The organism is Gimesia aquarii, assembly GCF_007748175.1.
GTDB classification, from domain to species: domain Bacteria; phylum Planctomycetota; class Planctomycetia; order Planctomycetales; family Planctomycetaceae; genus Gimesia; species Gimesia aquarii_A.
Window position 1 is genome coordinate 4725253 of the sequence record NZ_CP037422.1, and the last position, 26996, is coordinate 4752248.

At 46.1% G+C, this 26996-nt stretch carries 21 protein-coding genes; 13 read left to right on the forward strand and 8 right to left on the reverse strand.

Annotation, left to right across the window (positions count from 1 at the left end; all coding sequences use genetic code 11):
- Window positions 1–117: 117 nt before the first annotated feature.
- Window positions 118–1494, reverse strand: a complete 1377-nt coding sequence (locus V202x_RS18025) for a DUF1501 domain-containing protein (RefSeq protein ID WP_145177911.1) — start codon at window positions 1492–1494, stop codon at window positions 118–120.
- A 201-nt stretch (window positions 1495–1695) separates the two neighbouring features.
- Here V202x_RS18025 and V202x_RS18030 point away from each other — a divergent pair, with 201 nt between their 5' ends.
- Window positions 1696–2457: an AraC family transcriptional regulator gene (locus V202x_RS18030; protein ID WP_145177913.1), complete on the forward strand. Its 762-nt coding sequence runs from the start codon at window positions 1696–1698 to the stop codon at window positions 2455–2457.
- Window positions 2458–2485: 28 nt separating this feature from the next.
- On the opposite strand, the gene V202x_RS18035 is transcribed toward V202x_RS18030, so the two are convergent.
- From V202x_RS18035 to V202x_RS18050, 4 genes are all read right to left on the reverse strand, one after another.
- Window positions 2486–3973 (reverse strand): DUF1501 domain-containing protein, encoded by a 1488-nt coding sequence (locus V202x_RS18035; protein ID WP_145180657.1) that lies wholly within the window; start codon window positions 3971–3973, stop codon window positions 2486–2488.
- Between the two features lie 67 nt (window positions 3974–4040).
- Complete coding sequence (locus V202x_RS18040; RefSeq protein WP_145177915.1) at window positions 4041–7163, reverse strand: DUF1549 and DUF1553 domain-containing protein; 3123 nt, start codon at window positions 7161–7163, stop codon at window positions 4041–4043.
- Window positions 7164–7256: 93 nt separating this feature from the next.
- The gene (locus V202x_RS18045) at window positions 7257–8903 is read right to left on the reverse strand and encodes a LamG-like jellyroll fold domain-containing protein (RefSeq protein ID WP_145177917.1); all 1647 of its coding nucleotides are present in this window, start codon (window positions 8901–8903) and stop codon (window positions 7257–7259) included.
- Window positions 8900–9469: a sigma-70 family RNA polymerase sigma factor gene (locus V202x_RS18050; protein ID WP_145177919.1), complete on the reverse strand. Its 570-nt coding sequence runs from the start codon at window positions 9467–9469 to the stop codon at window positions 8900–8902. Before V202x_RS18050 ends, V202x_RS18045 begins: the two co-directional genes overlap by 4 nt.
- A 474-nt stretch (window positions 9470–9943) precedes the next feature.
- Between V202x_RS18050 and V202x_RS18055 the strand changes: the two genes are divergently transcribed.
- The 5 genes from V202x_RS18055 to V202x_RS18075 all read left to right on the forward strand — a co-directional run bounded on the left by V202x_RS18055 (window position 9944) and on the right by V202x_RS18075 (window position 15344).
- Window positions 9944–11194, forward strand: coding sequence for a beta-ketoacyl-[acyl-carrier-protein] synthase family protein (locus tag V202x_RS18055; protein ID WP_145177921.1), 1251 nt, complete (start codon window positions 9944–9946; stop codon window positions 11192–11194).
- Window positions 11195–11518: 324 nt separating this feature from the next.
- On the forward strand, window positions 11519–11782 hold the full coding sequence (locus tag V202x_RS18060) for an acyl carrier protein (protein ID WP_144985184.1): 264 nt from the start codon (window positions 11519–11521) through the stop codon (window positions 11780–11782).
- Between the two features lie 21 nt (window positions 11783–11803).
- A complete protein-coding gene (locus V202x_RS18065) occupies window positions 11804–13189 on the forward strand; it encodes a phytoene desaturase family protein (RefSeq protein ID WP_145177923.1) in 1386 nt (461 codons plus the stop codon).
- 250 nt (window positions 13190–13439) lie between these two features.
- Window positions 13440–14867, forward strand: a complete 1428-nt coding sequence (locus V202x_RS18070; RefSeq protein WP_145177925.1) for a phytoene desaturase family protein — start codon at window positions 13440–13442, stop codon at window positions 14865–14867.
- Between the two features lie 51 nt (window positions 14868–14918).
- Window positions 14919–15344: a 3-hydroxyacyl-ACP dehydratase FabZ family protein gene (locus tag V202x_RS18075; RefSeq protein WP_145177927.1), complete on the forward strand. Its 426-nt coding sequence runs from the start codon at window positions 14919–14921 to the stop codon at window positions 15342–15344.
- 29 nt (window positions 15345–15373) lie between these two features.
- Here V202x_RS18075 and V202x_RS18080 read toward each other — a convergent pair whose 3' ends face one another.
- Together V202x_RS18080 and V202x_RS18085 are read right to left on the reverse strand one after the other, a co-directional pair.
- Window positions 15374–16654: a PQQ-binding-like beta-propeller repeat protein gene (locus V202x_RS18080; RefSeq protein WP_145177929.1), complete on the reverse strand. Its 1281-nt coding sequence runs from the start codon at window positions 16652–16654 to the stop codon at window positions 15374–15376.
- A 175-nt stretch (window positions 16655–16829) separates the two neighbouring features.
- Window positions 16830–17330, reverse strand: coding sequence for an FxsA family protein (locus V202x_RS18085; RefSeq protein WP_197992946.1), 501 nt, complete (start codon window positions 17328–17330; stop codon window positions 16830–16832).
- A gap of 175 nt (window positions 17331–17505) precedes the next feature.
- On the opposite strand from V202x_RS18085, the gene V202x_RS18090 reads away from it, so the two are divergent.
- From V202x_RS18090 to V202x_RS18100, 4 genes are all read left to right on the forward strand, one after another.
- Window positions 17506–17868, forward strand: coding sequence for a hypothetical protein (locus V202x_RS18090; RefSeq protein WP_145177933.1), 363 nt, complete (start codon window positions 17506–17508; stop codon window positions 17866–17868).
- A 536-nt stretch (window positions 17869–18404) separates the two neighbouring features.
- Window positions 18405–18542, forward strand: coding sequence for a hypothetical protein (locus V202x_RS27570; protein WP_197992947.1), 138 nt, complete (start codon window positions 18405–18407; stop codon window positions 18540–18542).
- Window positions 18543–18880: 338 nt separating this feature from the next.
- Window positions 18881–20254 carry a S8 family serine peptidase gene (locus V202x_RS18095; RefSeq protein ID WP_145177935.1) on the forward strand — a complete coding sequence of 458 codons (1374 nt, stop codon included), beginning with the start codon at window positions 18881–18883 and terminating at the stop codon, window positions 20252–20254.
- Window positions 20255–20405: 151 nt separating this feature from the next.
- Entirely contained in the window at window positions 20406–20624 is a 219-nt protein-coding gene (locus tag V202x_RS18100) for a hypothetical protein (RefSeq protein WP_145177937.1), read from the forward strand.
- 615 nt (window positions 20625–21239) lie between these two features.
- Here V202x_RS18100 and V202x_RS18105 read toward each other — a convergent pair.
- Entirely contained in the window at window positions 21240–21686 is a 447-nt protein-coding gene (locus V202x_RS18105) for a hypothetical protein (RefSeq protein ID WP_145177939.1), read from the reverse strand.
- 303 nt (window positions 21687–21989) lie between these two features.
- On the opposite strand from V202x_RS18105, the gene V202x_RS18110 reads away from it, so the two are divergent.
- The 3 genes from V202x_RS18110 to V202x_RS18120 all read left to right on the forward strand — a co-directional run bounded on the left by V202x_RS18110 (window position 21990) and on the right by V202x_RS18120 (window position 26981).
- On the forward strand, window positions 21990–22487 hold the full coding sequence (locus tag V202x_RS18110) for a nuclear transport factor 2 family protein (protein WP_145177941.1): 498 nt from the start codon (window positions 21990–21992) through the stop codon (window positions 22485–22487).
- 14 nt (window positions 22488–22501) lie between these two features.
- Entirely contained in the window at window positions 22502–22681 is a 180-nt protein-coding gene (locus tag V202x_RS18115) for a hypothetical protein (protein WP_145177943.1), read from the forward strand.
- 364 nt (window positions 22682–23045) lie between these two features.
- A complete protein-coding gene (locus V202x_RS18120; RefSeq protein WP_145177945.1) occupies window positions 23046–26981 on the forward strand; it encodes a beta strand repeat-containing protein in 3936 nt (1311 codons plus the stop codon).
- Window positions 26982–26996: the final 15 nt, after the last annotated feature.

Sequence of the window (26996 nt, forward strand, 5' to 3'; positions counted from 1 at the left end):
GATTTTATGACGTACAAGGAGAGATCTTTATCAATGAGCTGGGGGCCCATCATACGATTTGCTTTAAATCGCAACTTATCTTTAACATCAGTTTTTGATCGAAACTGAATTCAATTTTTAAAACAACTCACGAATTTCATGTTTACCCACATCAACGATTGGGAAAGGACGGCCTGAGGGACCTGGTAAAATCGTATGCAGGTCGAAACCGAGGCTGTGATAAACGGTCGCTGCCAAATCACCAGGCGAAACAGGTCGATCTGCAGGTACACCGCCAATCGGGTCACTACTACCGACGACACGACCGCCTTGAACGCCGCCACCGGCAAAATAGCAGGTAAAACACTGTGGCCAGTGATCTCGACCTCCTGCGGGATTCACTTTGGGAGTTCTACCGAACTCGGCAACATTGCATACCAGTGTTTCATCCAGCATCCCTCGATCATAGAGATCTTCAATCAGGGCACTATAGCCCTGGTCATACATGGGAGCCACAATATTCTTCATTCCTTCAATTGAAGTGAAGGGCTTAGAACCATGGATATCCCATGTAATTTCATTGAAGACGGTCAGGAATGTATTGATGGTGACAAAGCGAACTCCCGATTCCACCAGACGGCGTGCCAATAAACAGCATTGACCAAATCGATTCATTCCGTAACGTTCTCGCACTTTCTTCGGCTCCTTCGCGAGATCAAAGGCTTCACGAGCCTGTTTGCTTGTCATCAAGCGATAAGCAGAATGGAAATTACCGTTCAAGAGTTTGGCGTCTTCTGTTGATTCAAAATAGTCAATTGTGTTATCGACTACTTCACGAATCTTTTTACGACGTTCCAGTCGGGCTGTTCCGATTTCTTTCGGGGGCAGCAAGTCAGGAACTTTGAAATCCGGCTTGGATGGATCAGCCATCAGTGCAAACGGGTCATGCGCTTTTCCCAGGAAACCGCCGGCTTGACCGTTGGGAAGATTCCCACCACCCCGGCCCATGGTTTCAGGTAACACAACGTTTGCTGGTAGATCTGTTTTACGACCACGGAGATAATCAACGACGGATCCGATGTGGGGGGTGTTAATCCCACCTGTAAAAATTCGACCGGTCTGCATCATTTGCCATCCGGCATCATGTACCGCAGCAGCGGTGTGATAGCAGGAACGAACGAGCGAAAATTTATCAGCTACTTTAGCATGCAGAGGTAAAATTTCTGAGATGTCAATTTCAGGTGAAGCGGTATGGATAGGTTTGAAGGGGCCGCGAATTTCAGCGGGTGCATCCGGTTTCATGTCGAATGTATCCAACTGACTGGGAGCACCGAGATTGAAGATCATGATCGCCGAACGGTTGTCATTTTTTTTATCGACCAGACCTTGATCTTTCGCTTCCAGGTATTGAGGTAACGACAGCCCCATAGCGCCCAATGTTCCGACTTGGAGAAAGTCTCTGCGAGTAACTCCACTACAGGTATGTGCCGCTCCCTGACCAGTAAACTTCAGCATAATGCGCCCCAATAGAATGGATCTGAAACAAACTTAATCGTTTAAAATTGGTCTTGTATTTATTTGTCATCACCTAATAAAGAATGCTTGTACTTTCATTATATGCGCAAGAAATTCCTTATTCGTTTATTTTTGCATATCGTAGATGCTAAGATCAACGGTGTCTTGTAGAAAACACGCATAAATTTGTATTATTTACGCATGGTGAATCCTCAGACATTTCGTGATCAGTTCTTGAAACGACTTGATAACAAACTCCATTTGGAAGAGTTATTTAATTATATTCCTGATGCGCACTTTTTTGCGAAAGACGCACAGGGACGATTTATAAATATCAGTCAAACTTGGATGGATGTTCGTGCGATTTCCAAAGAAGAAGATATCATCGGAAAGACTGATTTTGATATTCATCCGAAGGACCTCGCTCAACAGTATGTCGCTGAAGATCAGCGAGTGATGCAGTCTGCCAAACCACTTCCTAATCAGGTTTGGTTAGTCCCCGATCGGCATGGAAATCTAAAGTGGTATCTTTGTAGTAAAATCCCCTTATTTGGTGATGGTGGTAAAGTCATTGGGGTTGCTGGTGTGTTACGAGATATCAAAGTGGCTGGCTCCGAATTTCAGTCTTATCAGGAGTTAGACAAAGTTATCGCTTATGTGCTCGAACATTATCGCGAACGGATTCAAATTTCGGATCTGGCAGATCTCATCTTTTTGTCTGTCAGTCAATTTGATCGCAAATTCAAAAAGCTATATCAGATTACGCCACAGAAATATATTTTACGTGTCAGAATCAATGCCGCCTGTCAGTCGTTAACCCGAACTGAAAAACGAATTTCTGAAATTGCGTTGGAGTCCGGATTTTATGATCAGAGTTATTTTACTAAACAGTTTGTGAATCTAATGGGGATTTCACCGTCGGAGTATCGGAAAAAGTTTAAACAGTCCGAAACCATTTCTTAAGTGCATTACGATTTTGTTGAGTTCCTCTTTACGCAATAATTTTATCGATGACATGGCCTCCGACATCAGTGAGTCGGAAACGTCTTCCACTATATAGATACGTAAGTTTTTCGTGGTCCATTCCCAATAATCGCAGAATCGTGGCATGCAGATCATTCACGTGCACTTTATCTTCTGCGGCTTTAAATCCAATTTCGTCGGTGGCTCCGTAGCTGGTTCCTGCTTTGATGCCACCTCCTGCTAACCATGTTGTAAACGCATGTGGGTTATGGTCTCGTCCGGGAGTGGCTCCTTTTTGGGCGATCGGCAGACGACCGAATTCACCCCCCCAGACCACGAGTGTTTCGTCAAGTAAACCACGTGAAGCCAAATCAGCCAGCAATGCGGCGATGGGCTGGTCCGTTTCCCCAGCGAAACCACTGTGGTTGCCTTTAATATCGGAGTGACCATCCCAGCTACGCTGGTTTTCCATGCCACCCGAATAGATCTGCACAAAACGGGTACCACGTTCAACCATACGTCGTGCGATTAGACATTGTTTGGCAAAGTGCTCACATTTTTTGTTACCGATGCCGTATTGCTCCTGAAGATATTTGGGTTCGCGAGAGATATCCAATGCTTCCGGCGCTGCACTCTGCATTCGATAAGCAAGCTCAAAACTTTCTATCCTCGCTGCCAGTTCCTGATCGCCTTCATTCTGTTGAAGATGTTGACGGTTTAAAGATTTTAGTAAGTCGAGTTGAGAGCGCTGTCGTCCTTTTTCAGTGAGTGCCGTTGGTGGCTTCAGGTTATCAATTGGTTCACCGCTTGGTTTCAGATATGTACCCTGAAATACGCTCGGCAAAAAACCGGCCCCCCAGTTCAAACTTTGTCCTTTGGGAAGACCTCTTCCTAAGGGGTCTGACATGACCACAAACGAGGGGAGGCTGTTACTTTCGGAACCCAATCCATAAGTCACCCAGGAACCGACGCAGGGATATCCCATTTTAGGAACGCCGCAATTCATCATAAATAGAGCCGGACTATGGTTGTTCGATTCTGTATGACCTGAGTGAATGAACGCCATCTTGTCAACGTGCTGAGACAGATGGGGAAAGAGATCGGAGACCCATTTTCCTGACTCTCCATACTGTTTAAATTTGAAGGGGCTTTTCATTAAAGGCCCCACAGCGTTCTGAAAGAACCCGGTTTTGTTATCAAAGCCCTCTAAAGCGACGCCATCTCGTTTTTCAAGCTCGGGTTTATAGTCCCAGGTATCAACGTGACTCGGTCCCCCGTTGATGAATAACCAGATTACGGATTTTGCTTTTGTAGGGAAATGCGACTTTTTGGGAGCCAGCGGATTCGTCGACTTAATAGCAGGAGCAGCGCCGGCTGCTTCCAGAACCCCCTCCTGTTGTAATAAGCTAAGCAGTCCCAATGTTCCTAAGCCATTACCGGCCCGCTTGAGCAATTGACGTCTTGCCAGAAGTCGATTCAATGAGATCGTCGGTAATTCCGATGTTGATTGTAACATCATATTTCCTCAGAGAAAAAAGTGTTGTGGAATCTGTTCCGTCCTGATTTTATTTAAATGCTATCGATCAATTCGGATAGATAAATTCATTTGTGCTTAGTAACGCATGTGTGAAATCGGTCAGTGCCAGAAGCGTCGCCTGCGGTTTTTTTTCTGACTCATATGATTTTTTATGTTGTTGAATGAAGTCCAGCGAAACTGCTGCTTCATTTTTTGATGGTTCTCTTCCCAGCGCGATTTGATAGGCGCTCTCGACTGCTTTTTCGAGGGAAGCCGGATTGGCTGCGTGGATTCGTTTGGCAAACGATTGCGCACTTTCGCGAATGAACTTTGCATTCATGAATAAAAGTGCCTGTGGTGCGATCGTAGTGCTGGGACGCTGTCCAATGCTGACCAGTGCTTCAGGAGCATCAAACAGTTGCATCATGGGAATTAACTTGCTGCGTTTGATCTTGAAATAGATACTACGGCGTTGATTGTTTTGTTGTAGAGTCCCCGGTCCATACATGGTTTTGTCGAGTCGATTTCCGATACAGAGAATGGAATCGCGTATCGCTTCACCCTCCAGTCTCTGAGGAGAACGACGCCAATACAGTTGATTTTCCGGATCAACTTTTGACTTTTCTGGATCGAAACTGGTCGACTGTCGATATGTTGCACTGAGCATGATTTTTTTGTGCAAAGGCTTCAGACGCCAATGGTGATGTATGAGTTGGTTGGCCAGATATTCAAGTAATTCAGGATGTGTGGGCCGGTCTCCCTGGAGACCAAAATCGTTGGGGGAAGAAACAATTCCACTACCAAAGTGGTGTTGCCAGATTCGATTCACCATCACACGAGCCAATAAAGCACCTGCCCCCTGATTTGTATCAGTGATCCAGTTAGCCAGAGACGTTCGACGATACGAAGTGCTGGCGGTTTTGGGAGGGGCAACAATCCACTCTTTTTCCTGGTCAGGAGATCGCATCAGAACTTGCAGGAAGCTCTGCTTCGCGACTGCTCCTTTTTGTGCGGTATCGCCACGTGTGAGATAGTATGTTTCCTCAAAGAAGTCTTTACCTTGTGAATGATGGCGAACGGGTTTAATCTTTGGACCCTCACTACAGATCATCACTTTTGTCAGTGCCGGTTGTGGTTCTGTTTTCAGATGCTGTTTCACTTTGTCGGCGAGTGTGGCCCATTGTGCGTCTTGCTCACTAAACCAGCGTTTCAGAATCCCCTTTTGTTTTGGAGTCAACTGGTCCAGTTTTCCCGCTTTAACAAGTTTAACGGCTTTCATCAGATGTTCAGAGCTACTGGTTCCCGTTTTAACTTCTGGTGAAGAGGAACTGGTGAGTGAGAATCGAGGGTGCCCGATGCTGTGGTTCACATTATTCGTGAAAGACATTGTCACAGTGAGTTCTGTCTCGCCTTCCCAATCAATTGGCTCTTCCAGGTCGAACACAATCGCCTGATCTTTTCCGATGCCTCCCAAATCGACGGCCCAGCCAGATCCATATTGTCCGTCAATGGCGCTCTTCGCTGAGAGCGTCGTTTTGTTCTGTTCGTGAGTGGCACGCGCATTGGTCAGTTTGATATTTTTCGCTTTTGCTTTTTTATCTGAGACCGTCTTGGCTTTGACTTTGAATGCCGTCAATGAGAAATTTCCGTTTACAGCACGCCCAGGCCCCTGTCGTGGTAACGATCGATGTGTTAATGCTTCGAGTCGAATGGATCGGACAGGTCTCACATTCGTACGGAGTGTAAATGTAAAATGATCCTGATTGATATTGGGACCACTGACGAGAATCGAACCGTCGTCCAGTTTCTCAAAACGAGCTTTGCCTTTTGATGTGTGGCTCACTACTTCTGGTAAAATCCATTCATCAAATTGTGCCGCATCAATCTTTCCCTGTTTCAACCAGTTTTCAAAACCTGCATTGATCTGCTTTGATTCATACTCCTTTAAGGCTTGCACTAATGGAGCATGAGCAATATCAAATTTTTGTTTCTGTGTCTGATATGTTTTGGGATCGAGATCCAGTTCGATTTCGGTGCGAACTGTGGTGGTGAATGTGGAAAGCAATTGATAGTAATCGTCGCTGGTGATCGGGTCGAATTTATGATCGTGACAGCGGGCACATCCGACACTCAAGCCAAGCATTGCCTGACTGGTTGTGTTGAGCATATCGTCCAAAGCGTCATAGCGGGTGCGTTCGACTTCATTGGCTGTGATCTGAGTCGGAAAGACTCCTGCACCTAAAAATCCGGTCGCCATTAATGCGAGTGGATTGTCAGGAGCCATCTCATCACCGGCCAACTGCCATTTAACAAACTGATCGTAGGGCATATCCTGATTCAAGGCTTTGATCACAAAGTCTCGATAGTGATACGCAAAGTTCCGGTCATAATCATGTTCAAAGCCATGGCTCTCTGCAAAGCGGGCGATATCCAGCCAATGGCGAGCCCAGCGTTCGCCATAATGGGGACTGTCAAGCAGCCGGTCGATGAGGTTTTCATGTGCTTTGGGGGAATTGTCCGCCAGAAACTCTTCGACTTCAGCCGGAGTAGGGGGGAGACCAATCAGATCAAAAAAAGCACGACGGATATAAACACGTTTGCTGACTTCCTCGTTAAGCGTCAGTCCCTGTTCTTTCTGTTTAGCTAGAATGAATTGGTCTATTTCATTTCGACTGCGGTTGCTCTGTTTCGTTTTTGGAATTGCGGGAGTACTCAACGGTTGAAACGACCAGAAATTCCGGTCATCGTCGGTAATGACCAACTTTTCAGAGCCAGATTTACTGGAAGTTGCCAGCGGTTTGTCATAGGGAGCACCCAGATCAATCCATTTTGACAGACTGGCAATTTCTTTCTCTGACAGTTTTTTTTCCTTTAAAGGCATATATGGTTCTTCGCGGTGTTCGACCAGTGCCATCAAGTAACTCTCTTTGGCACTCTTTTCGATCATTCCGCTTTCTAGAAGATGTTTACGGGTCGCTAGATTGAAGTCGCCCTTAACTGATTTCCCGCCATGACATTTCAGACACTTGGCGACCAGTAACGGTCGTACTTCTTTTTTGAAGAGTTCAAGGCCCTGTTGCATGCGTCGGGCATGGTCGGGAGACAGTGTTTCTTTCTTTTCAGCTGCGGAAAGAAAAGCGGGCCAAACGATTCCGAACAATAGTATGAGCGCGATGAAAATGTTTCGCATCAATGCCTCGTCGTCTTGAATTAAAATCAGGTGAGAGTTCAGGGAGTGATTGTCTTTAGTTTCTATGTCACAATAAACCGGTGGAGAAATCAATCAGGAATTCGGTTTTCCAGAGTGATATAGCTTTAAAATATTCTTAGCAGATAAAGCACGTCCGAATAACGCAAATTCATCCAGACGGCCATTTAAACTTCGAATGCTATGTTCGCCAGTGTGTTCTTTCGGTCGCCAATTTCCGATTTCCGCAGGACCGATCACCAGAGGAATCGGGTTTTCAAGTCGATGATGACTTACGGGTAAGCCATCCAGATAGTGAATTACTTCTTTTTTCTGATGATCATAAACGGTCACCAGAAAAATCCAGCGGCCTAGATCGGTTGGTTTTAAAACTACGGGTGAGAAATAATTCTTCCCCCCCCCTTCCTTGATTCCCAGGATGATCTCGCCTTGATCGCTTAATTGCCAGTGCGGATTACCGGGATTGTAACCATCGGTCAGCATGAGCGAACTTAGCCAACGATCAAAGCCTTCAATTCGAACCCATGCCATGAATGTGAGAGATTGATACTCTCCGGGAACATGTAGGCGAACACGGTCACTGGTGCGCTTGAATTCCAGGGCGCGTTTTTGAGGCCAGCGCCCCGAAGTCCATTGACAGCCCACAATTGCTCCGTCGACTGAAGATTTATTGTTTTGAATTTTATTGCTGAGCGTTCTTAACCAGTTTGAAGTCTCTTCAAAGTCGTAATAAGCAATCAGTGACGGATCTGTTTTCAGGCTCTGATTCTGATTTTGCCAACGGGAAAATTGTTGTTGCTGCTGTTGTTCTGCCAGATGCGACAACTCTTCCAGATTGATTAACGGTAACATGTCTTCATTTAAACGGTTCGTAATCCCCTCTTGGTCAAACTGGACACCTTCCCCTGTTTTTAAGCTTTGAATTTTGGAAGGAGTTTTTCTTTGATTGGACGGATGTAATTCCACCATACCATCGATAACCTGAACCTGCCCATCCCCTGATGGTTCAAGAGACAGAGTGAATTCCGTACCCAGATCAACGACATTCAATTTTGATGTTTCAATTGTAAACCCTTGAGCCTGTTCGGGAACGGAAGCTCGGACTTTTCCATATTTGCAGAACGTTTTCAATGGGGAAATTAACTCAAATGCAGCAGGACCTTCAATCAGGACAGAGGCACCGCTGATCAACTCGACCTGAATCGTTCCTTTTTTCAGCTTCAACCAGCCTGCAGAGAGGCCAGCGCCGGTTTGTAGATTGCGGGGAGTGTCCCATTCGACGCCAACTGCTTGCGTTAAAAGCGCAATATGATCTGTTTTGGGTGAGTTCGTTTCAACTTCGGATGCGGTTTTGGGGGAATCTGCCATTAATGGGTCACTATTGGGACGCGTATTCCAGCCGGCATAGTAAGCCAGAGACAACAAAAGTGTGGCTGCGACAAGTGAAGAGGCCAGTAATAGCAGAAAACGGGGCGTTCCCAATCTGGTTTGCGGCACAGTATGTGTCGGATGTGGAATCCAATCGTCAGATTCCTTCGTCTCGGTCGCCCAGACTGACAGACCTGAATGAACTCGCATGTAATCTAAATAAGACTGACGTTGTTTTGGATCTTCTAAAAGCAGTTGTTCCAGTTCAGAATGTGCATCCTGGCTGATGTTTCCTTGCAGGAGTGCATCAATGAGCTGGATTAAACGATCTTTGTAGGAATCATTTTGCTTCATGTGCCGGCCTCCGGTGAATGAAGTGACTGCTGCATACAGTCCATGAGTCGAAGTCGCAAGCGAGATAATTTCTTATAAAGGGCATCACTAGAGCGACCTAATTGTTCGGCAACATCTTTTATCGTGCGTTGTCCGTGGTAACAATCCAGAATGAGTTGCTGATTTTCACGATCGAGTTTTTTGATGCAGTCATTGAGTGCCTGCTTTTGTTGATCTGTTTCAGAGAGTGAACTTGTTTGTTGTTCCGCAATGAGCGAAAGGACTTCCTCAGAAAAATGATGTCGATCGCGACTTTGGACCCGCTGAAAATTTTTCACTTCATAAAAAGCAATTCCACAAGCCCATGCGGAAAAACTCTGTTCTGAATCAAAGGTGGACCATTTTCGCCACAAAACGAGACATGTTTGCTGAAACACATCCTCGGCATCAGTTTGGTGGGGCAGTAAGGTCCCGATGAAACCACGAATCAGACTATGGTGCCTGGCCAGTAATGAAACAAACTGCTCATTCGGAATCGAGCCTGAGCCTGTTTCTGTGTTTTGATGTATTTCTGATGAGCGGTTCATAATAATAATCGTACGCAGATTTCAAAATTGGACGGGGGTTAGCAACTTAAACTAGATAAATCCTTTGAAACGGCATTCAAAACCTGATGTAAGTTCCTGAATTAATGAAGGTTATGGTTTAGGTCTCAAAATCAACTTTTTCTCTCAGGCAGCAAGGATCAGACTAAAATCAAGCGATAAATTTCTGGATTGATCGTTCAAATGTATCGTTACTATTTTATCCGCTTTTCGACGAAAGGGGAGCTAATTATCTTAGTTTGATATTCACTTAAATGACTATACAGATCGTTTCTCGAGACTGTCGGCTATTCTATCTGGATTCACAAATCTGACTTGCTGCGCCACTTGCGAGTTTATTGTAGAACGGGTAATCTCCTTGAGTTATTATTTAACAATTCCCCAGCTCGTCTAGACCGGTCGAGCGGTCTTCGAATCTTCACCGCATTACTAAATCGATCAGAGTGGTATAAATCCATGCAGGAATCAATGGATGCTCAAAGCCGAATCGTCATTACAGGAATTGGCTTGACGGCTCCGAATGGCAACAATTTAGGAGAATTTCGGCAAAGTTTGTTGGAAGGCCGTTCCGGTGTTGTTGATTACAACATTCGCTATATGGGAGACGTTCTCGCCGGTGTCTGCGATTTTGATGAATTAAGATATCAAAAGCGAAAAGAAGTCCGTCGGGGAACACGCGCAGGATCGATTGCCATTTACTGTGCGAATGAGGCGGTGAATCAATCCAAACTCGATTGGGAAAATGTGGCCCGAGATCGTGTAGGCGTCTATCTCGGAATTACTGAACACGGAAATGTCGAGACGGAAAACGAAGTCTACGAAATTTCTCAGTTTGATTACGATACTAAGGTCTGGTCTCATCATCACAATCCCAGAACAGTTGCTAATAATCCCGCAGGTGAGGTGACACTGAATTTAGGAATCACGGGGCCACACCTGACCTTGGGGGCCGCTTGTGCTGCCGGGAATGCAGGCTTTATTCAAGGCGTGCAGATGCTGCGCTTGAACGAAGTTGACCTGGCGTTATGCGGTGGTGTTTCGGAGAGCATTCACACATTCGGCATTTTTGCCAGCTTTCAGAGTCAGGGGGCGCTTGCCACTCACGATGACCCAGTCAAAGCCTGCCGCCCCTTTGATGTGAACCGAAACGGGATTGTGGTTGCAGAAGGGGGAGCAGTGTGTACGTTAGAGCGTCTTCCTGATGCACTGGCTCGCGGTGCTACAATTTACGGGGAAATCGTAGGTTATGCTATGAATTCCGATGCCAGTGATTTTGTACTTCCTAATTCTTCTCGACAGGCAGAATGTATCCATCTGGCTCTCAATCGTGCTGGCTTGCAACCTTCTGATATTGATATTGTCAGCAGTCATGCCACGGCGACGACTCAGGGAGATATAGAAGAGGCCAAAGCACTGGCGAACGTATTTGCTGACTGCCCTGATCTTGCCATCAACAATACGAAAAGCTTTATCGGCCATGCGATGGGAGCCGCTGGTGCTCTAGAAATGTTGGGGAATCTTCCTGCATTTGATGACGGGATTGCCCACGCAACATTGAATCTGGATGAAGTTGATCCGGAATGTGAATTACCCCAACTTGTTCCCAATCAGCCACGTCAGATGGAGCGAGTCGAATGCATTCTGAACAACTCTTTTGGCATGCTGGGAATCAATTCGGTCCTGATTATCAAAAAGTACACTGACTGACTTGATCACGTGCCAGATCTTATTGAAAACATTGATCTTAGCTCGTTTTCTGTTCATCAAGTGATTTCCTGGTCGAAATCTATGACGCTGTCTGAAAGATTTTCTGAAAATCTCGACTTTCTTCAGGGTTCAGTTGGTTTAAATCGCATAGATCGCGCTATAGTATTCCTCTATAAGGGGCGGGTTTTTAATTCTCGGCTTCTGACGGGGATTTTGTTTGTCTGGTATAAGAGACTGCCCCTCACCGGTTTTTGCAGCGAACAACATGGGATGAGCTGATTGAAATCGATGTTACAGGATTTTTAGAAAGTTTGGAGTTTCTGCATGGCGCCGGAACAAATCAGATCGGTAATCTTGGATATCTTAGCGCGAATTGCTCCCGATGAGGATCTTTCGGAGCTTGATGATAGTGTTCCTTTTCGTGATCAAATGGAATTAGACAGCATGGATTTTCTGGATATCGTGATGGAGTTGCGTAAACTTTATCGTGTCCAGATTCCCGAAGAAGATTATGGTGAGTTGGTAACAATGGATAGCACAGTGACTTACCTGACTCCAATCCTGAAGGATGCGGAAAGCACCGTCTGATTCCAGTAAATTCCCTCCGCCATGAGTTATGATTCAATCATCATTGGTGCTGGCCTCTCCGGGTTGGCTGCTGGAATCCGGCTGGCCTATTATGGGAAGCAGGTGTGCATTCTTGAAAGGCACACCACGATTGGTGGGCTGAACTCATTTTATCGCCTGCGAGGTCGAAATCACGATGTGGGTCTGCACGCCGTCACCAACTACTCCCCTCCTGGTGGTAAGCGAGGACCACTCAATAAAATTCTCAGGCAGCTTCGTTTTCAATGGGAAGATTTCGACTTAAGCCCACAATGCGGTTCCTCGGTTGTTTTCCCAGGACATACACTACGCTTTAACAATCAATTCGATTATTTTGAAGCACAAATCGCCGAACAGTTTCCGCAGCAGATTGATGGCTTTCGTAATCTGGTTACGGAGATCGACACACACAATATCGGTGATCTGGGACAAACCTGGATCTCTGCCCGTGAACGCATGGCGGCTCACATTTCTGATCCACTCCTGATCAATATGCTGCTTTGCCCGCTCATGTTTTATGGGAGCCCTTCCGAACACGATATGGATTTCAACCAGTTCGTCATTATGTTTCGCAGTATTTATCAGGAAGGATTTGCCCGTCCTTATAAAGGGATTCGACTGATTCTCAAAAACCTGGTAAAAAAGTTTAAATCTTTGGGAGGCGAACTCAAACTACGGGCCGGTGTGAAGCAACTTCTGACGGATGGAAATCATATTTCAGGTGTCATGCTCGATGATGGTCAGGTCCTCGAAGCAAACAATGTGCTTTCTTCAGCCGGTTCCGCGGAAACATTAGAAATGTGCGGCTCAGACGTGCCTCAAGATGATCGATTTACTCCCGGTGAAATTTCGTTTGTTGAAACAATTTCCGTTCTCGATCGGCAACCAGCCGAACTGGGACACGACGAAACGATCGTGTTCTATAATGACTCAGAAGACTTCTACTATGAGCAGTCAAAAGAACCGGTCGACATCCGCAGTGGCATCATCTGCTCTCCCAATAACTTTGAATACAATCAGCCATTGGAAGAGGGATCGATCCGGATCACAGCTCTGGCAAATCCCGATTATTGGATGAGTCTGCCTGAGGAAAAATACATCGCGGAGAAAGAACATTGGTATGACCAGATTCTGAAGTCATCACTGAGGTTCATCCCTGATTTCCGCCCTAATGTGACCGACATCGATACCTTCACTCCGCGGACCATCAAAAAATTCACCGGTCACATTAATGGTTGTGTTTATGGGGCACCTCAGAAAATACTGGACGGCACAACGCCGTTCAATAATTTATTCCTGTGTGGTACTGATCAGGGGTTTCTGGGAATTATTGGTTCCATGCTCTCTGGAATCAGCATCGCGAATCTCCATTTACTCAACCCGAAATGAACGTTTTGGCGGTCGAGAAAGATGCTGTACTCTTGAATCATCATCTGAGAAAAGAGACACATTTTTCCGCTACTACTTGTTGAATTGTCACACTTTTGTCACAGCATCCTGAATTGCTCCGGTTTAGTAGACAAAGTCTTGAAATTTCGATAAACAAGAGAAGCATTGTGATAGAGTACATGCAGGATATGTGAGGTCTCGCTATCCCTTCTTTTCTAATCTGCTGAACTGGATACGACGCTGAGTAATTATGCCCAAAGATTTTTTGAAAGACGCAAAAGACGAATATGATGTCATTGTCATCGGCAGTGGTTTGGCGGGGATGACGTCTGCCAACATTCTGGCTCGACAAGGATATTCCGTACTACTTTTGGAGCATCATTACCAACTCGGTGGGATGGCGACCTGGTTCAAACGCCAGAACGGTCATATTTTTGATATCTCCCTGCACGGCTTCCCCTATGGAATGCTCAAGAGTTGCCGTAAATATTGGACACAGGAAATCGCTGATTCGATCGTTCCCTTGAGAGGGGTTCGGTTTGAAAACCCGCAGTTTTCTTTGGAGACCACTTTTACTCGCGAAGACTTTACGCGATTGCTGATCGAAAAATTCGGCATCGAATCGGAAACAGTCAAAAACTTTTTCGATACGGCCCGTAAGATGAACTTCTTTGATGACCAGGGCAAAACCACTCGCGAACTATTCGAGGAATTCTTCCCCGGTCGAGACGACGTTGTGCGTCTGCTGATGGAACCCATTTCCTACGCCAACGGATCGACACTGGAAGACCCCGCCATTACCTATGGAATTGTGTTTTCCAATTTCATGCAGAAAGGTGTTTACACCTTTCGTGGTGGGACTGACCGACTTGTCAAACTGATTAAAGCCGAGATGGAACACAACGGTGTCGACGTGCGAATTCGGACTCAGGTCGAGAAAATCGAAGTTACGCCCGATCGCAGAGTGACCGGTGTTGTCGTTAACGGACGGCGTATTGGTTGTAAAGCCATCATGTCGAACTCCAATATCAAAGGTACGATTCTGAATCTCGTCGGCGAAGAACACTTCGATCAGGAATTCGTTGAGGAAGCCAAAGCCGTTCGGCTCAACAACAGCAGCACTCAGGTTTACATCGCTTTGAAGCCGGGAGATGAACTTGATTTCTGTGGTGATCTTCTCTTCCATTCAGAACACAATGGTTTTGATATTAAAGCCATGCTCAGTAAAGATGTCAGCAGCCGGACATTCTCGTTCTATTATCCGGAGACACGGCCAGGAAGCGATCGTTCTCTTATCGTCTCTTCTACGAATGCTAACTTCCGAGACTGGGCCGACCTGCCTGAAGAGCAATACGAAACCGATAAAGCGCATCTGATTGAAACCACTCTTGATTGTCTCGAACAATACGTGCCCAACATTCGGGATCGGGTGGACCATCTCGAAGCATCCACCCCGCGTACCTTCCAACGCTATACACAGCATCTTCAGGGTGCTTCCTTCGGTACAAAATTCGAAGGGCTGAAAATCAGCAAAGAACTGCCCGAGCAGATTGAAGGCTTGTATCACGCCGGCTCCGTCGGCATTATCATGTCGGGGTGGTTGGGAGCAGTCAATTACGGCGTGATCGTCAGCAATGATGTTGATAAATTTTTGACGCCTGCGGCCGCTCGTATCTGATTCACTTTCAGTGCTAAACCAATTTCAAGATAAAAGAAACGGAACGATCTCGTGAATCTGGATGATATCAAAGCCTGCATTCCTCACCGCGAACCTTTTTTATGGCTGGATGAAATCGTCTCGCTGGAAGAAAACGGAATTCATGCCCGGAAATTAGTTTCTCCCGATTCTGATTTCTTTCAAGGTCATTATCCTGACAACCCGATTCTGCCAGGTGTTTTTCTTTGTGAAGCGGCTATGCAGGCATCTGCTGTGTTTATCGCAAAATTGGGTGTTGAAACCGGCGATAAAGTTCCCGTGGCAACCCGCTTGAATAACACCAAGTTTCGACGCATGGTGAAGCCAGGGGAAACGTTGGACATCCATGTGAACTTAAAGGAACGTTTAGGGGCAGCCTACTTTTTTACAGGTAAGATTATGGTCGGCGATGAGACCGCCGCCCGACTGGAGTTCGCTGTCACCGCGACCGATAAATAAATCGGATACGCGGCCACCCTTCAGGCAGACTACGGTTTTTTATTTTCAATCCGATACAAGTGAGTCGGTGTTCGCAGAATAATCGACTTCCCGGCCACTGCCAGTGAAGAGATGCAGCCATCATCCAATTTGTTCGCCGCCAGTTCTTCATATTTCTTCGAAGGTTTGATGACGCGCGTTAAGCCTGTCTTGTCGGCCATATAAATTTTACCATCGGCATAAATGGGTGAAGCTGAAAAGGCACTCCGTGCCATCCGTTCTTTCCAGATCAGTTTTCCGGTCTTCGCATCCAGACAAGAAGCGATCCCTTTATCATCCACCATAAACAGCATCCCGTCGATTAAGAGCTGGGAAGGTTTTGAAGGGATTCCTTTTTGCTCGATCCATTTCACATGCGATTCGGTCACATCACCTTTACCACTCGGACTGACGGCGTATAAATGCGCTTTACCAAACCCGGTACCAATGTAAATCTTTTCGCCGTCATACAGCGGACGATTCGCAGCCGAATGTTGTGGGTAATAAAACTTCCAATACTCGTCTCCCGTGAGTGGGTTGTAGGAGACCGTTGCTTTTGCCGCCGGACTGATTAACTGCACGCGCCCTTCATGCTCAATAACCCGAGGCGTCGCGAACGCTTTTTTGAAGTCGCCGTTCTTGGTTTTGTAATCGATGTCGCGATCTTTTTTCCAGACTTCCTTCCCCGTTTTCTTGTCGAGTGCAACGACATACTGATAGTCATAACCATCAAATTGCAAGATAAGCAGATTCTTGTAAATGATCGGCGATGATCCCGCACCCCGCCAGTGATTGCAGGGATAATCCCGACGTGACCAGAGAACATCCCCTGTTTTGGTATCCAGACACGCGGTTCCATAAGCACCGTAATGCACATAGATCCGACCCTCTTCAATCACTGGTGTGCTTGAAGCATGTGAATTGCTGGGGTCAATGTATTGTGGCTTCTCGACATCAAAGATTTTTTTGTCGTGGAGAATCTTGCCACTGTTCATATCAACGCAGACAACGCCCAATTCTTTACCATCTTTTGTCGCTGTTGTTACCCAGACTTGATCTTTCCAAACGACCGGTGATGACCAGGCGCGACCATGAATGGGTGTTTTCCAGACGATATTTTCTTTCTCACTCCACTTCACAGGCAGTCCAGTCGCCTTCGAAGTTCCATCTGCGTGAGGCCCGCGAAACTGATTCCAGTATGGTTCTTCGGCAGAGGCAACCATGGCTGTTGAAATCAAGGTGGCAACGCAGGTGAAAGCGGAGAACAGAGATCGTATTTTTATCGCAGCCATTGCTGATTCCTGAGTTGAAGAATAATGAAGCAGGAAGGAAAACAGGAGTCGATCTGCGGTAACAATAAACGCAGAATCAAAGGGTAATAACTAAAGGAAGTTAAGTAGCAAGGGGCGTTTCCCCTGCTATTCTGATTATAAGAGCCGCCACACCCGATGCAATTGAAAAGCGCCTTCAATCTGATTCTGAAGATTCTTTACGAACGAATTCGACGTCAATTATATCCTCTTCTTTTACGGAAGGCCCCGGCTGTGTAAAGTCCTGAAATCCTCCGCTACCAGACTGAAAACTGGATTGAGCCTGAACCTGCATCATCGCCCGGTGTTTCACCCATTCACCCACTCTGACTTTCAGTAATTCTCGAAATGCGGGAATCAAAAGACTGAATCCCACCAGATCAGTCATAATCCCGGGAGTGATTAAAAACGCGCCAGCAATCAAAATCATCAACCCATCCAGTAGCACTCCCGTTGGAGGTTGTCCTTGTACCATATTCTGTTGGATTTTCTTCCACGCCTGCGAACCCTGCTTCCGCGCCAGCCAGGCACCCAGAATTCCCGTCACGACTACCAATCCAAACGTAACGGTAGGACTGGTCAGCGAACTGAACCACAATAGCAGCCAGAGTTCTGCCAAAGGAATGATCGTGAATAAAAGAAACAGCCGTAACAGCACAATCAACTACCAATCGTTTAAGATTACAAAAGACACTCATGGCTATTCTATACCAAACAGATGTTGCTGAACATCCCCACTCTTCTGATCCCAGAAAGGATTTCATTGAACGAATTCTCAAAAATTTCACAACCAGCCGCGCTCATCGTGATATCAGGACAGGGGCTAATCTCAAATGGCCTTTCAGTTTGAAGTCATATCAGGTGAAATCTCCTTCCCCATTTTCAGTACTTATTTTCAACTTGACACCGCCGCGCCTCTGACGAAATTACTCACTTCTGCGTCGCGCGCGCGAGTGAAAAATTTCTGGATGCTGAATTTATATTCTCCTGCTGATGTTATCACTATAAAACCCGCTCGTTTGAGCAAGAATTTCGTTGGCAAGCTAGAAACCGGTTTCCAATTTTCACTACTTTTTGTACTCAATTTGACTCTGGCAGAGCATAATTCAGCGATCCACTGGTCACGAAAGTACCAACTCCGAGACATTAAGGCGCATAAGTCAAACTTGACCAACCTGCGCCATTTACAAAGATAGTCAAATCTCAACCAACAAACCTTCCCCCAACCAGAAAGCAGATCCAAATTACGAAAAACGAAACACCACACCGTAGACTTCTTTTCCAAAAGCGTCAAATAAAACCCGTAGTGTGAAGAGAGCAGACTCTCTCCCTACAGAGGTGATACAAAACCCGTTCGAAACGATTCTATCTGATATCACTCGATAACGCAGAGATGAAAATAAAGCAGGTGTTATTAGAGCAGGGGAGTAATGGCTGGGAGATATGACCTGAATAGAACGGTAGCAGAGCAGTTTATTGCGACGAGCTGATCTCTTGAAAATCTTCACCACGAACGACACAAAACGCACGAAAAGAAATTTTGTGAAACTCGCTTGAATATGGCATGAACAGCGACAGATACAAAAAAGCCAGGCTCCATTTTCTCATCAATATTATCAATAACTTCTTGTTTTGTGATCAGTTAGATATTTAATTCGCGGTTTCCATGTAGAACAAGGTTATCTTCTCTAAAACAGAAAGATACGACATCATGGCATGGCAATACGATAAAGTGTCCGCGCATCAAGCACCCTCCGTGCTTTCCCAACTCGAGGATAAAATGGACGGCTTGGGACATTATGCTGCCCTTGGAGCTAAGACTGCTGCGGCAGATGCACGTCATGACCTCGCACGTGCGTTCATATTTTAGAATGAAGATATTTCTGAGGTACCATCCGCGTCGCCTAATGGTCCTTGGGCAAAACAGGTCTGGTCAACCGTCGAGAACTTCTCGACCATTTGCGATGACATCCGCGATAAATTAAATGAACTACAAAGCAATTTAACATCAAAAGCATTCTTCGCAAAACTTATGCACACAGATGCTAAATACCAGTCTTCACATTTTGCGCTTTACTGCCCGGTTGGGTAGAGCGTTGTTAATAGGCTGCGTTATCCAATTCGAATCGTAACATTACAGTGCGCTCTCTTAGAGCCTTCTTACACGTCTATCGTCAATTAATCGCTTATTTTCAGGAGAACTATATCATGACTGACAAACCAACTTTTTCGATTCCAGATGGTGCTCAAGAAACTACTGGCCGACATATTGTAACGTTTCGTGACGAGTCTGAATCTGAAGGGATGTCTCTATTGAGCACTAAGTGCGGTGTCTCAAAAATGCTACCAAACGCAGCGGACTATTCCAAATCTGCACTTGATATAGACGAAATTGAAAATGCTGGAGGGGCAATGTTTCCGATGCTTGGAGTTGCGGTTGTAACACTTGAGGACGATGCGCTTGACAATGCAATGAGCGTAGCGGGTAGTGATGGAGCGATTATGGATGTAGAACCAGAACGAATATATTATGCACTTTCAGAAGACGATGATCTCAATGAATCATATTTACGTTACTTAAATGGGTACCGGGACGGGGTTAACGCGTTCTACGATCATGCGGTTGGCTTTGCAGATGAAGATGTAGAGAAAATTGAAGTGGCCATTGCTTTCGAAGACGATATGCAATCAACATGGGGGCTGAAAGCGACTCAGGTTCTAGCTTCTCGGTACACTGGTAAAGGTATCAAAGTGGCTGTCTTAGATACCGGGATGGATGTGGATCCGGTGCATCCTGATTTTCGAGGACGGAGTATCACCCAGAAGTCCTTTATTTCTGGTGAAACTGTCCAGGATAACAATGGGCATGGTACACACTGTATCGGAACAGCATGCGGACGTAAGGATTTAAATGGGCGGCGATACGGAGTTGCTGGAGATGCAGAAATCTTTGTCGGCAAAGTCCTTAGTAATGCGGGGAGTGGTCGTTCTGCTGGTATCTTTGCTGGAATGGAGTGGGCTATTAACAATGGGTGTCAGGTGATTTCGATGTCATTGGGAAATCGTGTGCCAACACCTTCAACTGCTTATGAAGCAATTGGTCGGCGAGCCCTGCTAAACGGGAGCCTGATCATTGCCGCTGCTGGCAACCACAGGATGATAGGAAACAGTGATGGATCTTTCCCTGGTACAGTGGGACAACCGGCAAACAGCAGTTCGATTATGGCTGTGGCGGCAGTCAATAATCGACTAGGACTTGCCTCTTTTTCATGTAAATCGGGAGCATCTTCTGGTTCAAGTGTTGATATAGCGGCACCAGGAGTTAATATTTATTCATCCGTTCCTGATCCGTTTCCATCGAATATTCAGCCATCTGATTTCGGCAGATCTTGGCCACCTAGGTACCATGCTATTTCTGGTACTAGCATGGCTACGCCTCACGTCTCAGGCATTGCTGCACTCTATTCTGAAGCATATCAAGCCTGTGGTGCACAGCTATGGCAACTTTTGGTTTCACAAGCTAGCCCTCTGAACCTGCCAACGGCTGACGTTGGATCAGGCTTAGTTCAGGCACCAGTATAATTGCGCGATATTGTAATTTTTGTTAATCATTGCTTTTCACCTAAAAAATGTGATTTGACGAAAGCTCTCTGGACTTGCTAGCCGCTGATTCTGTTAAAATCTTGGTTACGGAACAGCGGCTATCTTTTCTAACTTAAAAATGGAGCGTTTTATGTCAGTGGAAAAAGTCATAATTACTGTCGCAGACTCAGATGTTTCCTCAATTCAATCAGTGGCCGACAAACTTCGCTCGGAGGGGATGAAGGTCGACAATGTATTGTGTACGAGTGGGATTATTACAGGAGAAGTTTCGAAAGAAAACCGAGACAAACTGAAGTCTGTTAAAGGTGTTCTAGATGTTGAGCCCGATGAGGACATGCAAGCGATTTAAAATAAGAAAACGAGGGGCGAACGGGATCCAAAGGGGCTGTATCTAATATTAGTTAAAGATCGAATTATGTTAACGCTATAAAACATAATTGGATCGCCAGGAGTGTTTAAAATAATAGCCCCAATTATAGCTGGTGAAGATTGGTGTTCGTTCCAATTGAAAATGGCAGCGTGTTGGGGCAGATCCTTTGGAATTGCCTTGAGCGAAGTGTTACTAACCGGGAAACACTCATAATTTTTAATCTTACAAAGGAAAGAGGCAAGAACAGACGACATTGAACTCGCAAATTAGGAGGACCTATCGAATCACTCAGCGCGGTTTTCAGAAAGTTTCTTGTACTCTCTCTCAAGTTCATCATACCTGGTCTCTAACTGGTCCAACCGCTGTTGTTGATCAGTTCGCGAAGCATTAATGAGCAATGAGGCGGAAATCAACAAATTTACGATGATAAGCAGCCAAATTAGTGTCAGATGTTTTTTGCGGTTGTCATTCATCTAGGCCTCACTCAGCAAAATCTATGACTAAGGTTTTCCAATTCGATCATAACCATTTTTTATCGTGCGACCAAACGGAAGGCATAAAGCTGTCTAGTAAAGGGGAATTTACCGGACAACATCACAAATAGGTACTGATCTCATCACGAAAGAGAAAAATCGTCACGGCAATCAAAGCCAGCCCGATTCCGAGCCACTTCGTCCACGCATTCAGCTTCTTCTCTTCGGATAGAACAAATAAAAAGCACATCCCGGCTAGACAAGCAACAAAAATTGCGTTCAAAAAGAATGCAATGACAGAACTGCTGAAATAAACGAAGTACATCTCTCGGCTAAATGGAATTATTGGGAAGTAGGCAGGTAATACAATCTCATGCGGATGATCTGACCGCCAAAGGTCGCAATAAAAACAGGCTGGCCAGCCAAAATACCTTTCGATTTCGCGACCAGGCTTGCGGTCATTTCGACCACCCCAACCAGGGTTCCATGAAAAGGCATTGATAACGATGAAGACGATCAGACCCCATTTGATAACAGATTTCATTTCTTGTCGAATGGATGATGTCATCGTGAAACCAATTGAGAAGTAGTCATAATTGAGATCCAGACGAAATATGATACCGCACCAGGGGCCATTATATCTAATGAATAGGTTGATCAGGCAAATTCCGAAGTCGAATTGTCTGTCGAATATTCATTTACAGGATACTCTATTATTAGAAAATAACTTGATGTCTTAACTACGAGGAGATAATTTGAGTTTGTTAAGGATCCCTATTGAGAATTGAAAGCAAGTGATTATAGATCTGCCCGCTTAGCCTTGTTCAAGTTGGGCAACATTCGATAAGTCGAGAAAACGAAAGGTTCTGCAATGACTGAATTGGAGATCTGGATCGAGAAACAGAAGATTCACGAGCTATGTGCGCGTTACACGCTTACTATAGATCGCCACGACATCGAGGGTTGGACCGACTGTTTCACCGAAGACGCATCGTTCGGATTCGGTGACGTCGCCTTGCGCGGTCGAGACAAGATTGCAGCATATGGCCAAGTTCACAAAGAGCTAGGATCGCGGCATCTCAATACATCGTTGCTCTTCGAAATCGATTCAAACGGGCAGCGCGCCACGGGACAATCGACTACCGTGGTCACCTTTGCGACGAGGCAGGGCTACAAACTCGCCTTTTTGGGACGCTATGACGACGAGGTTCTCAAAGTCGACGGACGTTGGCTGTTCTCGCGCCGCTGGGTCGCCGCAGACCCGCTTCCGGAAGATCCTGAGTTGAACCTGCTTAGTACGGACCCAGAGTTGACACCCCTGTTTCAGCGATTGCTGGATGTGTTCCAGAGGCTGGGAGATCCCGCATAGCTGATATCGCTGACGTGTCGACGTTAGGGGGGCGTGTGCTACTTCTGTGCGGAAGCGGGCTCGTTGTCCATCTGCTGCTACTCTCGGGTGAGACTGTGAAAGTGCATCTGGCAAGTCCCTCTCGGGAATCCGGCTGGTTTCTCACTGAGGAAAAAGGTTTCAGCGACAAACGCGGCAGTGCCATTCGTCGCTGACACCGTTTTCTGTTTGGGAAACAATCTCCCCGCCATTGCCTCATTCTCATCTGCTTCAATCAGGCTGTTGTATCCCAATAACCGTATATTAACTCTTCATATTTATCCTCAAAGACCCAGTTTAATACGAGTAATATTAAATTTCTTAATATTACAATTATACAGTATAGTTTAGTAGACAAAATTGACTTATAAGATATTCTACCTCCAAATAATGATATATGCCTGTCCTGAAAACAATGTTAAAAGTGTTCATAAAAACCTTATATACTTCAATAGTATGGTTTCTGATGTTCAGTTTTACTTGACAGGTCAGCATATATAAACAAAATTGCATATTTTTGTTTTTCATGGGAGAATAATCGTGCTCATTATCAACTGGCTTAATGCTTTCTCTTCCCGTCTTCATTTTCGTCCACGCTACAACTACCGGGCTCGGCGAGCCATGCGGCGGCGTATGCAAAAAAAGGCTTACCTTAATCCGCCCGCTGTTATCGAACAGCTCGAAGTACGTCAGATGCTGACAAGTACACTCTTCCTTGATTTTGGAGCGGGTTTTACAGGCGGAGAACTGCATACTACAGTTGAAGATTATTTAGAGATTGACGGTACGGGAACAGGTAATGGGACAGGACCGAATTTAGACGGACTAGGAACTGGGTCCAACTATCTAGGCTTGACAGATGATTTAGTTTTCAAGTCACTTAACTATGATTTTGACGGAAATGCCACGGTTAACACAGCAGACTTAACGGCATTAGCAAATGCCGTGGTCCCTCTCATCGAACGCGCACTAGAACCGTTTGATATCGATGTCGTAATTGCTTCAGCAACTAACTTCACTGATGTCCAAACGACATTAGGACTCAATGATCTTGATGCTTCTGGTGAATTCGACGCCTATGTTTTCGTGACGGAAATCTGGTCAACCGTATTTGGAAATGGAACTCCTGGCAACCTTGGCTCAGTGGGAGATACGCTAGGTCTTTATGGCATCGCGGCGGCCAGTGATTTGTTTACCAACACTTTAGGTGTTTACTCTCAGGGCAATCAGTATGATGAAGCGGCCCACACCTTTATTGATACCATTTTTGATGACACCACTGGTACATCAGGTACAGCAGCTTTCAATGCAAACCTCTCTCAGAGAATTGCTTATACGGCAACCCACGAAGCCTTTCATACCTTCAGTGCCATTCACACCACTGACTCTTTGGATGCCGGTGATGTAATCGAATTGGGGTCTGCCACAAGAGAAGACCCCTTTATGGTCACGCGATTTGACCTTAATCGACAGGGAGGAACTTCAGTTACTACAAAAAATAATTATGAGTTAATCGCGAGCGATTCTGACATCGGCCTCCGCGATACTGACAGCGACGGCACTCCCGATCTGGCTTACGTCACAGGGACTGGGGGGCACGACCAGATCACGCTTACCGATGCTGGTAGCGGTATCGTGTCTGTGACAGTTAATGCTTACAGCGATGCAGCCAGAACCATGCTGGTTGGCACTGATAGTTATACCATCGATCTGTCATCAGATACCGAAGGAGAAATCTTAATCGACGCGGGCATCGGTGATGACGAAATCATTATTGATGCTTCCATTGAAGCCTCATTTCGCGTGCGAGGGAATATCGGCGACGATACCCTGGTGGTTGACATCAGTAACGGTCTGGCTTCCACTCTGGGAGATATTAATTTTGATGCAGAAGGAGATGGCGGCTCCATCGTCCTGGATCAAGGCAGCTATGTTGGCACAATCGATGTCACACATACTCTGAATACGAACTCTTCAGGGAGTATAACAATCAATGGTCAGGTTATCGGTTACACGAATACGGAATCCATCATAGATAATCTAACGTCAAGTACCCTTAGATTTGATTTTATGGGCTCCGATGAGACAGTGACTCTATCTGATTATGGAACGAGCACCGATGGACTTTCTACCATCGATTCGACCATGGGCGCGTCCGTAAGATTTTTAGATACATCTTTTCTCATCGTTACCACTAATTTAGGAAGTGGCGCAGACGTGATCACAGTTCAAGGACTCGACAGCCTGTTAGACGAAAATATCGGTTTGGCCGGAGATGCAAATGATGATGTAAATTTACAAGCGACAAATCTGAGTCTAACCGGAAGCTATGGTTTTTCCGCCTTCGGACGCACAATTACTGTTGACAGCCAGATATCAAACAGTGGTTCCGCAAATATTTTGCTTTCAGCAACACGTAATCTCATCCTGAATAATAATAGTAGCTTGATCACTGTCGATGGAGTTATTTTCCTTGATGGTAATTTCTCTGGAACTACAACGGGAACCTTTATCGGGATCGAAGCTAATAATGCCACGATTCAGTCCACCGGCACAGGCGATATCAGCTTACTTGCCACTGGCGGGAATCAAACAGGCATCTATCTCCATTCCGGTACTACGGTCAGCTCAACTGCCAGTGGTGCTTTCGCAGGGACGATTACAATTGAAGGAACCGCAGGAACTGCAAGTATCGAACAGCACGGAATCCTGCTGATTAGTGCGTCTGTCTCGAGTGTCGATGGGAACATATCGCTCACCGGACAGGGTGGCGGAGACGGAACAGGCAATAATAACGTCGGCCTGTATCTAGATACCTCGAGTATTACCTCGACGGGAACGGGTGTGAATGCCGCCACCATCACAGCAAATGGAACAGGTGGAAACGGCGTTTCCATCAATCGCGGCATTCGCACCTATGATCTGAACGTAACGAGTGTGGATGGTGATATCACCTTAATTGGCCAGGGAGCGGGTACCGTAGCCGGAAGCAGCAACGAGGGGATTGTCCTCGGTGGCGCAACGACGAGTGTCACTTCTACCGGCGCTGGTGCTGATGCGGCCAACATCATTATCACAGGGAATGCCGGATCCGGAGCCACTTATAATCAAGGTCTGTATGTTGCCCCCAATCTCGCGATAACAAGTAACGCAGGTGATATTTCCGTCACAACGCAAGGGAACATTCTGCTCGATACCAGCAGTGATCTCCAATCTACGTCGGGTGCCATTCAAGTAACAACTACTTACCTGAATTCAGATAATACCGGAAACTTGACGGTCAACGGGGGGACTATTTCCTCTGCTGGTTTGGTTTCCGCGAATACCAGTTCGAATATCCTGTTGAACTCCGGCAGTAGTGTCACAACGGTTGACGGGGGAATTACCTTGCAAGCCAATAGTGCTGGTACCACAGCAGGAACCTTCATCGGAATTGAAGCCAATAATGCTACGATTCAGACAACGGGGGTAGGAAATGTTTCCTTAACCGCCATTGGTGAAAACAAAACAGGCATCTATCTCTATGGTAACACCGCCGTCAGCTCGACTGCCAGTGGTGCTTCGGCAGGGACGATTTCCTTGAACGGGACGGCAGGAACTGCAAGTATCGAACAGCACGGAATCCTGCTGATTAGTGCGTCTGTCTTGAGTGTCGATGGGAACATATCGCTCACCGGACAGGGTGGCGGAGACGGAACAGGCAATAATAACGTCGGCCTGTATCTAGATACCTCGAGTATTACCTCGACGGGAACGGGTGTGAATGCCGCCACCATCACAGCAAATGGAACAGGTGGAAACGGCGTTTCCATCAATCGCGGCATTCGCACCTATGATCTGAACGTAACGAGTGTGGATGGTGATATCACCTTAATTGGCCAGGGAGCGGGTACCGTAGCCGGAAGCAGCAACGAGGGGATTGTCCTCGGTGGCGCAACGACGAGTGTCACTTCTACCGGCGCTGGTGCTGATGCGGCCAACATCATTATCACAGGGAATGCCGGATCCGGAGCCACTTATAATCAAGGTCTGTATGTTGCCCCCAATCTCGCGATAACAAGTAATGCAGGTGATATTTCCGTCACCTCTAACGGTGATGCCTTCTTTGGTAGCAGTAGTGAGATTGGATCATCTTCAGGTAATGTCGAGATCTTTGTTAATTACCTGAGCGCGAGCAACCTGGGTATCCTGACGATGAACGCTGGCGTACTCTTCGACGCAGGTAGTGGAAATATTGATCTTGATGTCGATGACGACGTCTTGTTAGCTGGTCTCACTACGACAGGCACGGTCACCATTGATTCAGCAAACGGTTCGATCCTGGATAATGATGACACAGACCTCGATATTGTTGCTGGAACAGGAACTCTCACTGCCGCCGGTTCGATCGGTCTTGCCGGCAATCTTTTGGATACCTCGATGGGATCTTACACCGCTGTATCCGGAATCAGCGATGTAAATATCAACAATATTTAATCATGGAGAACTTTA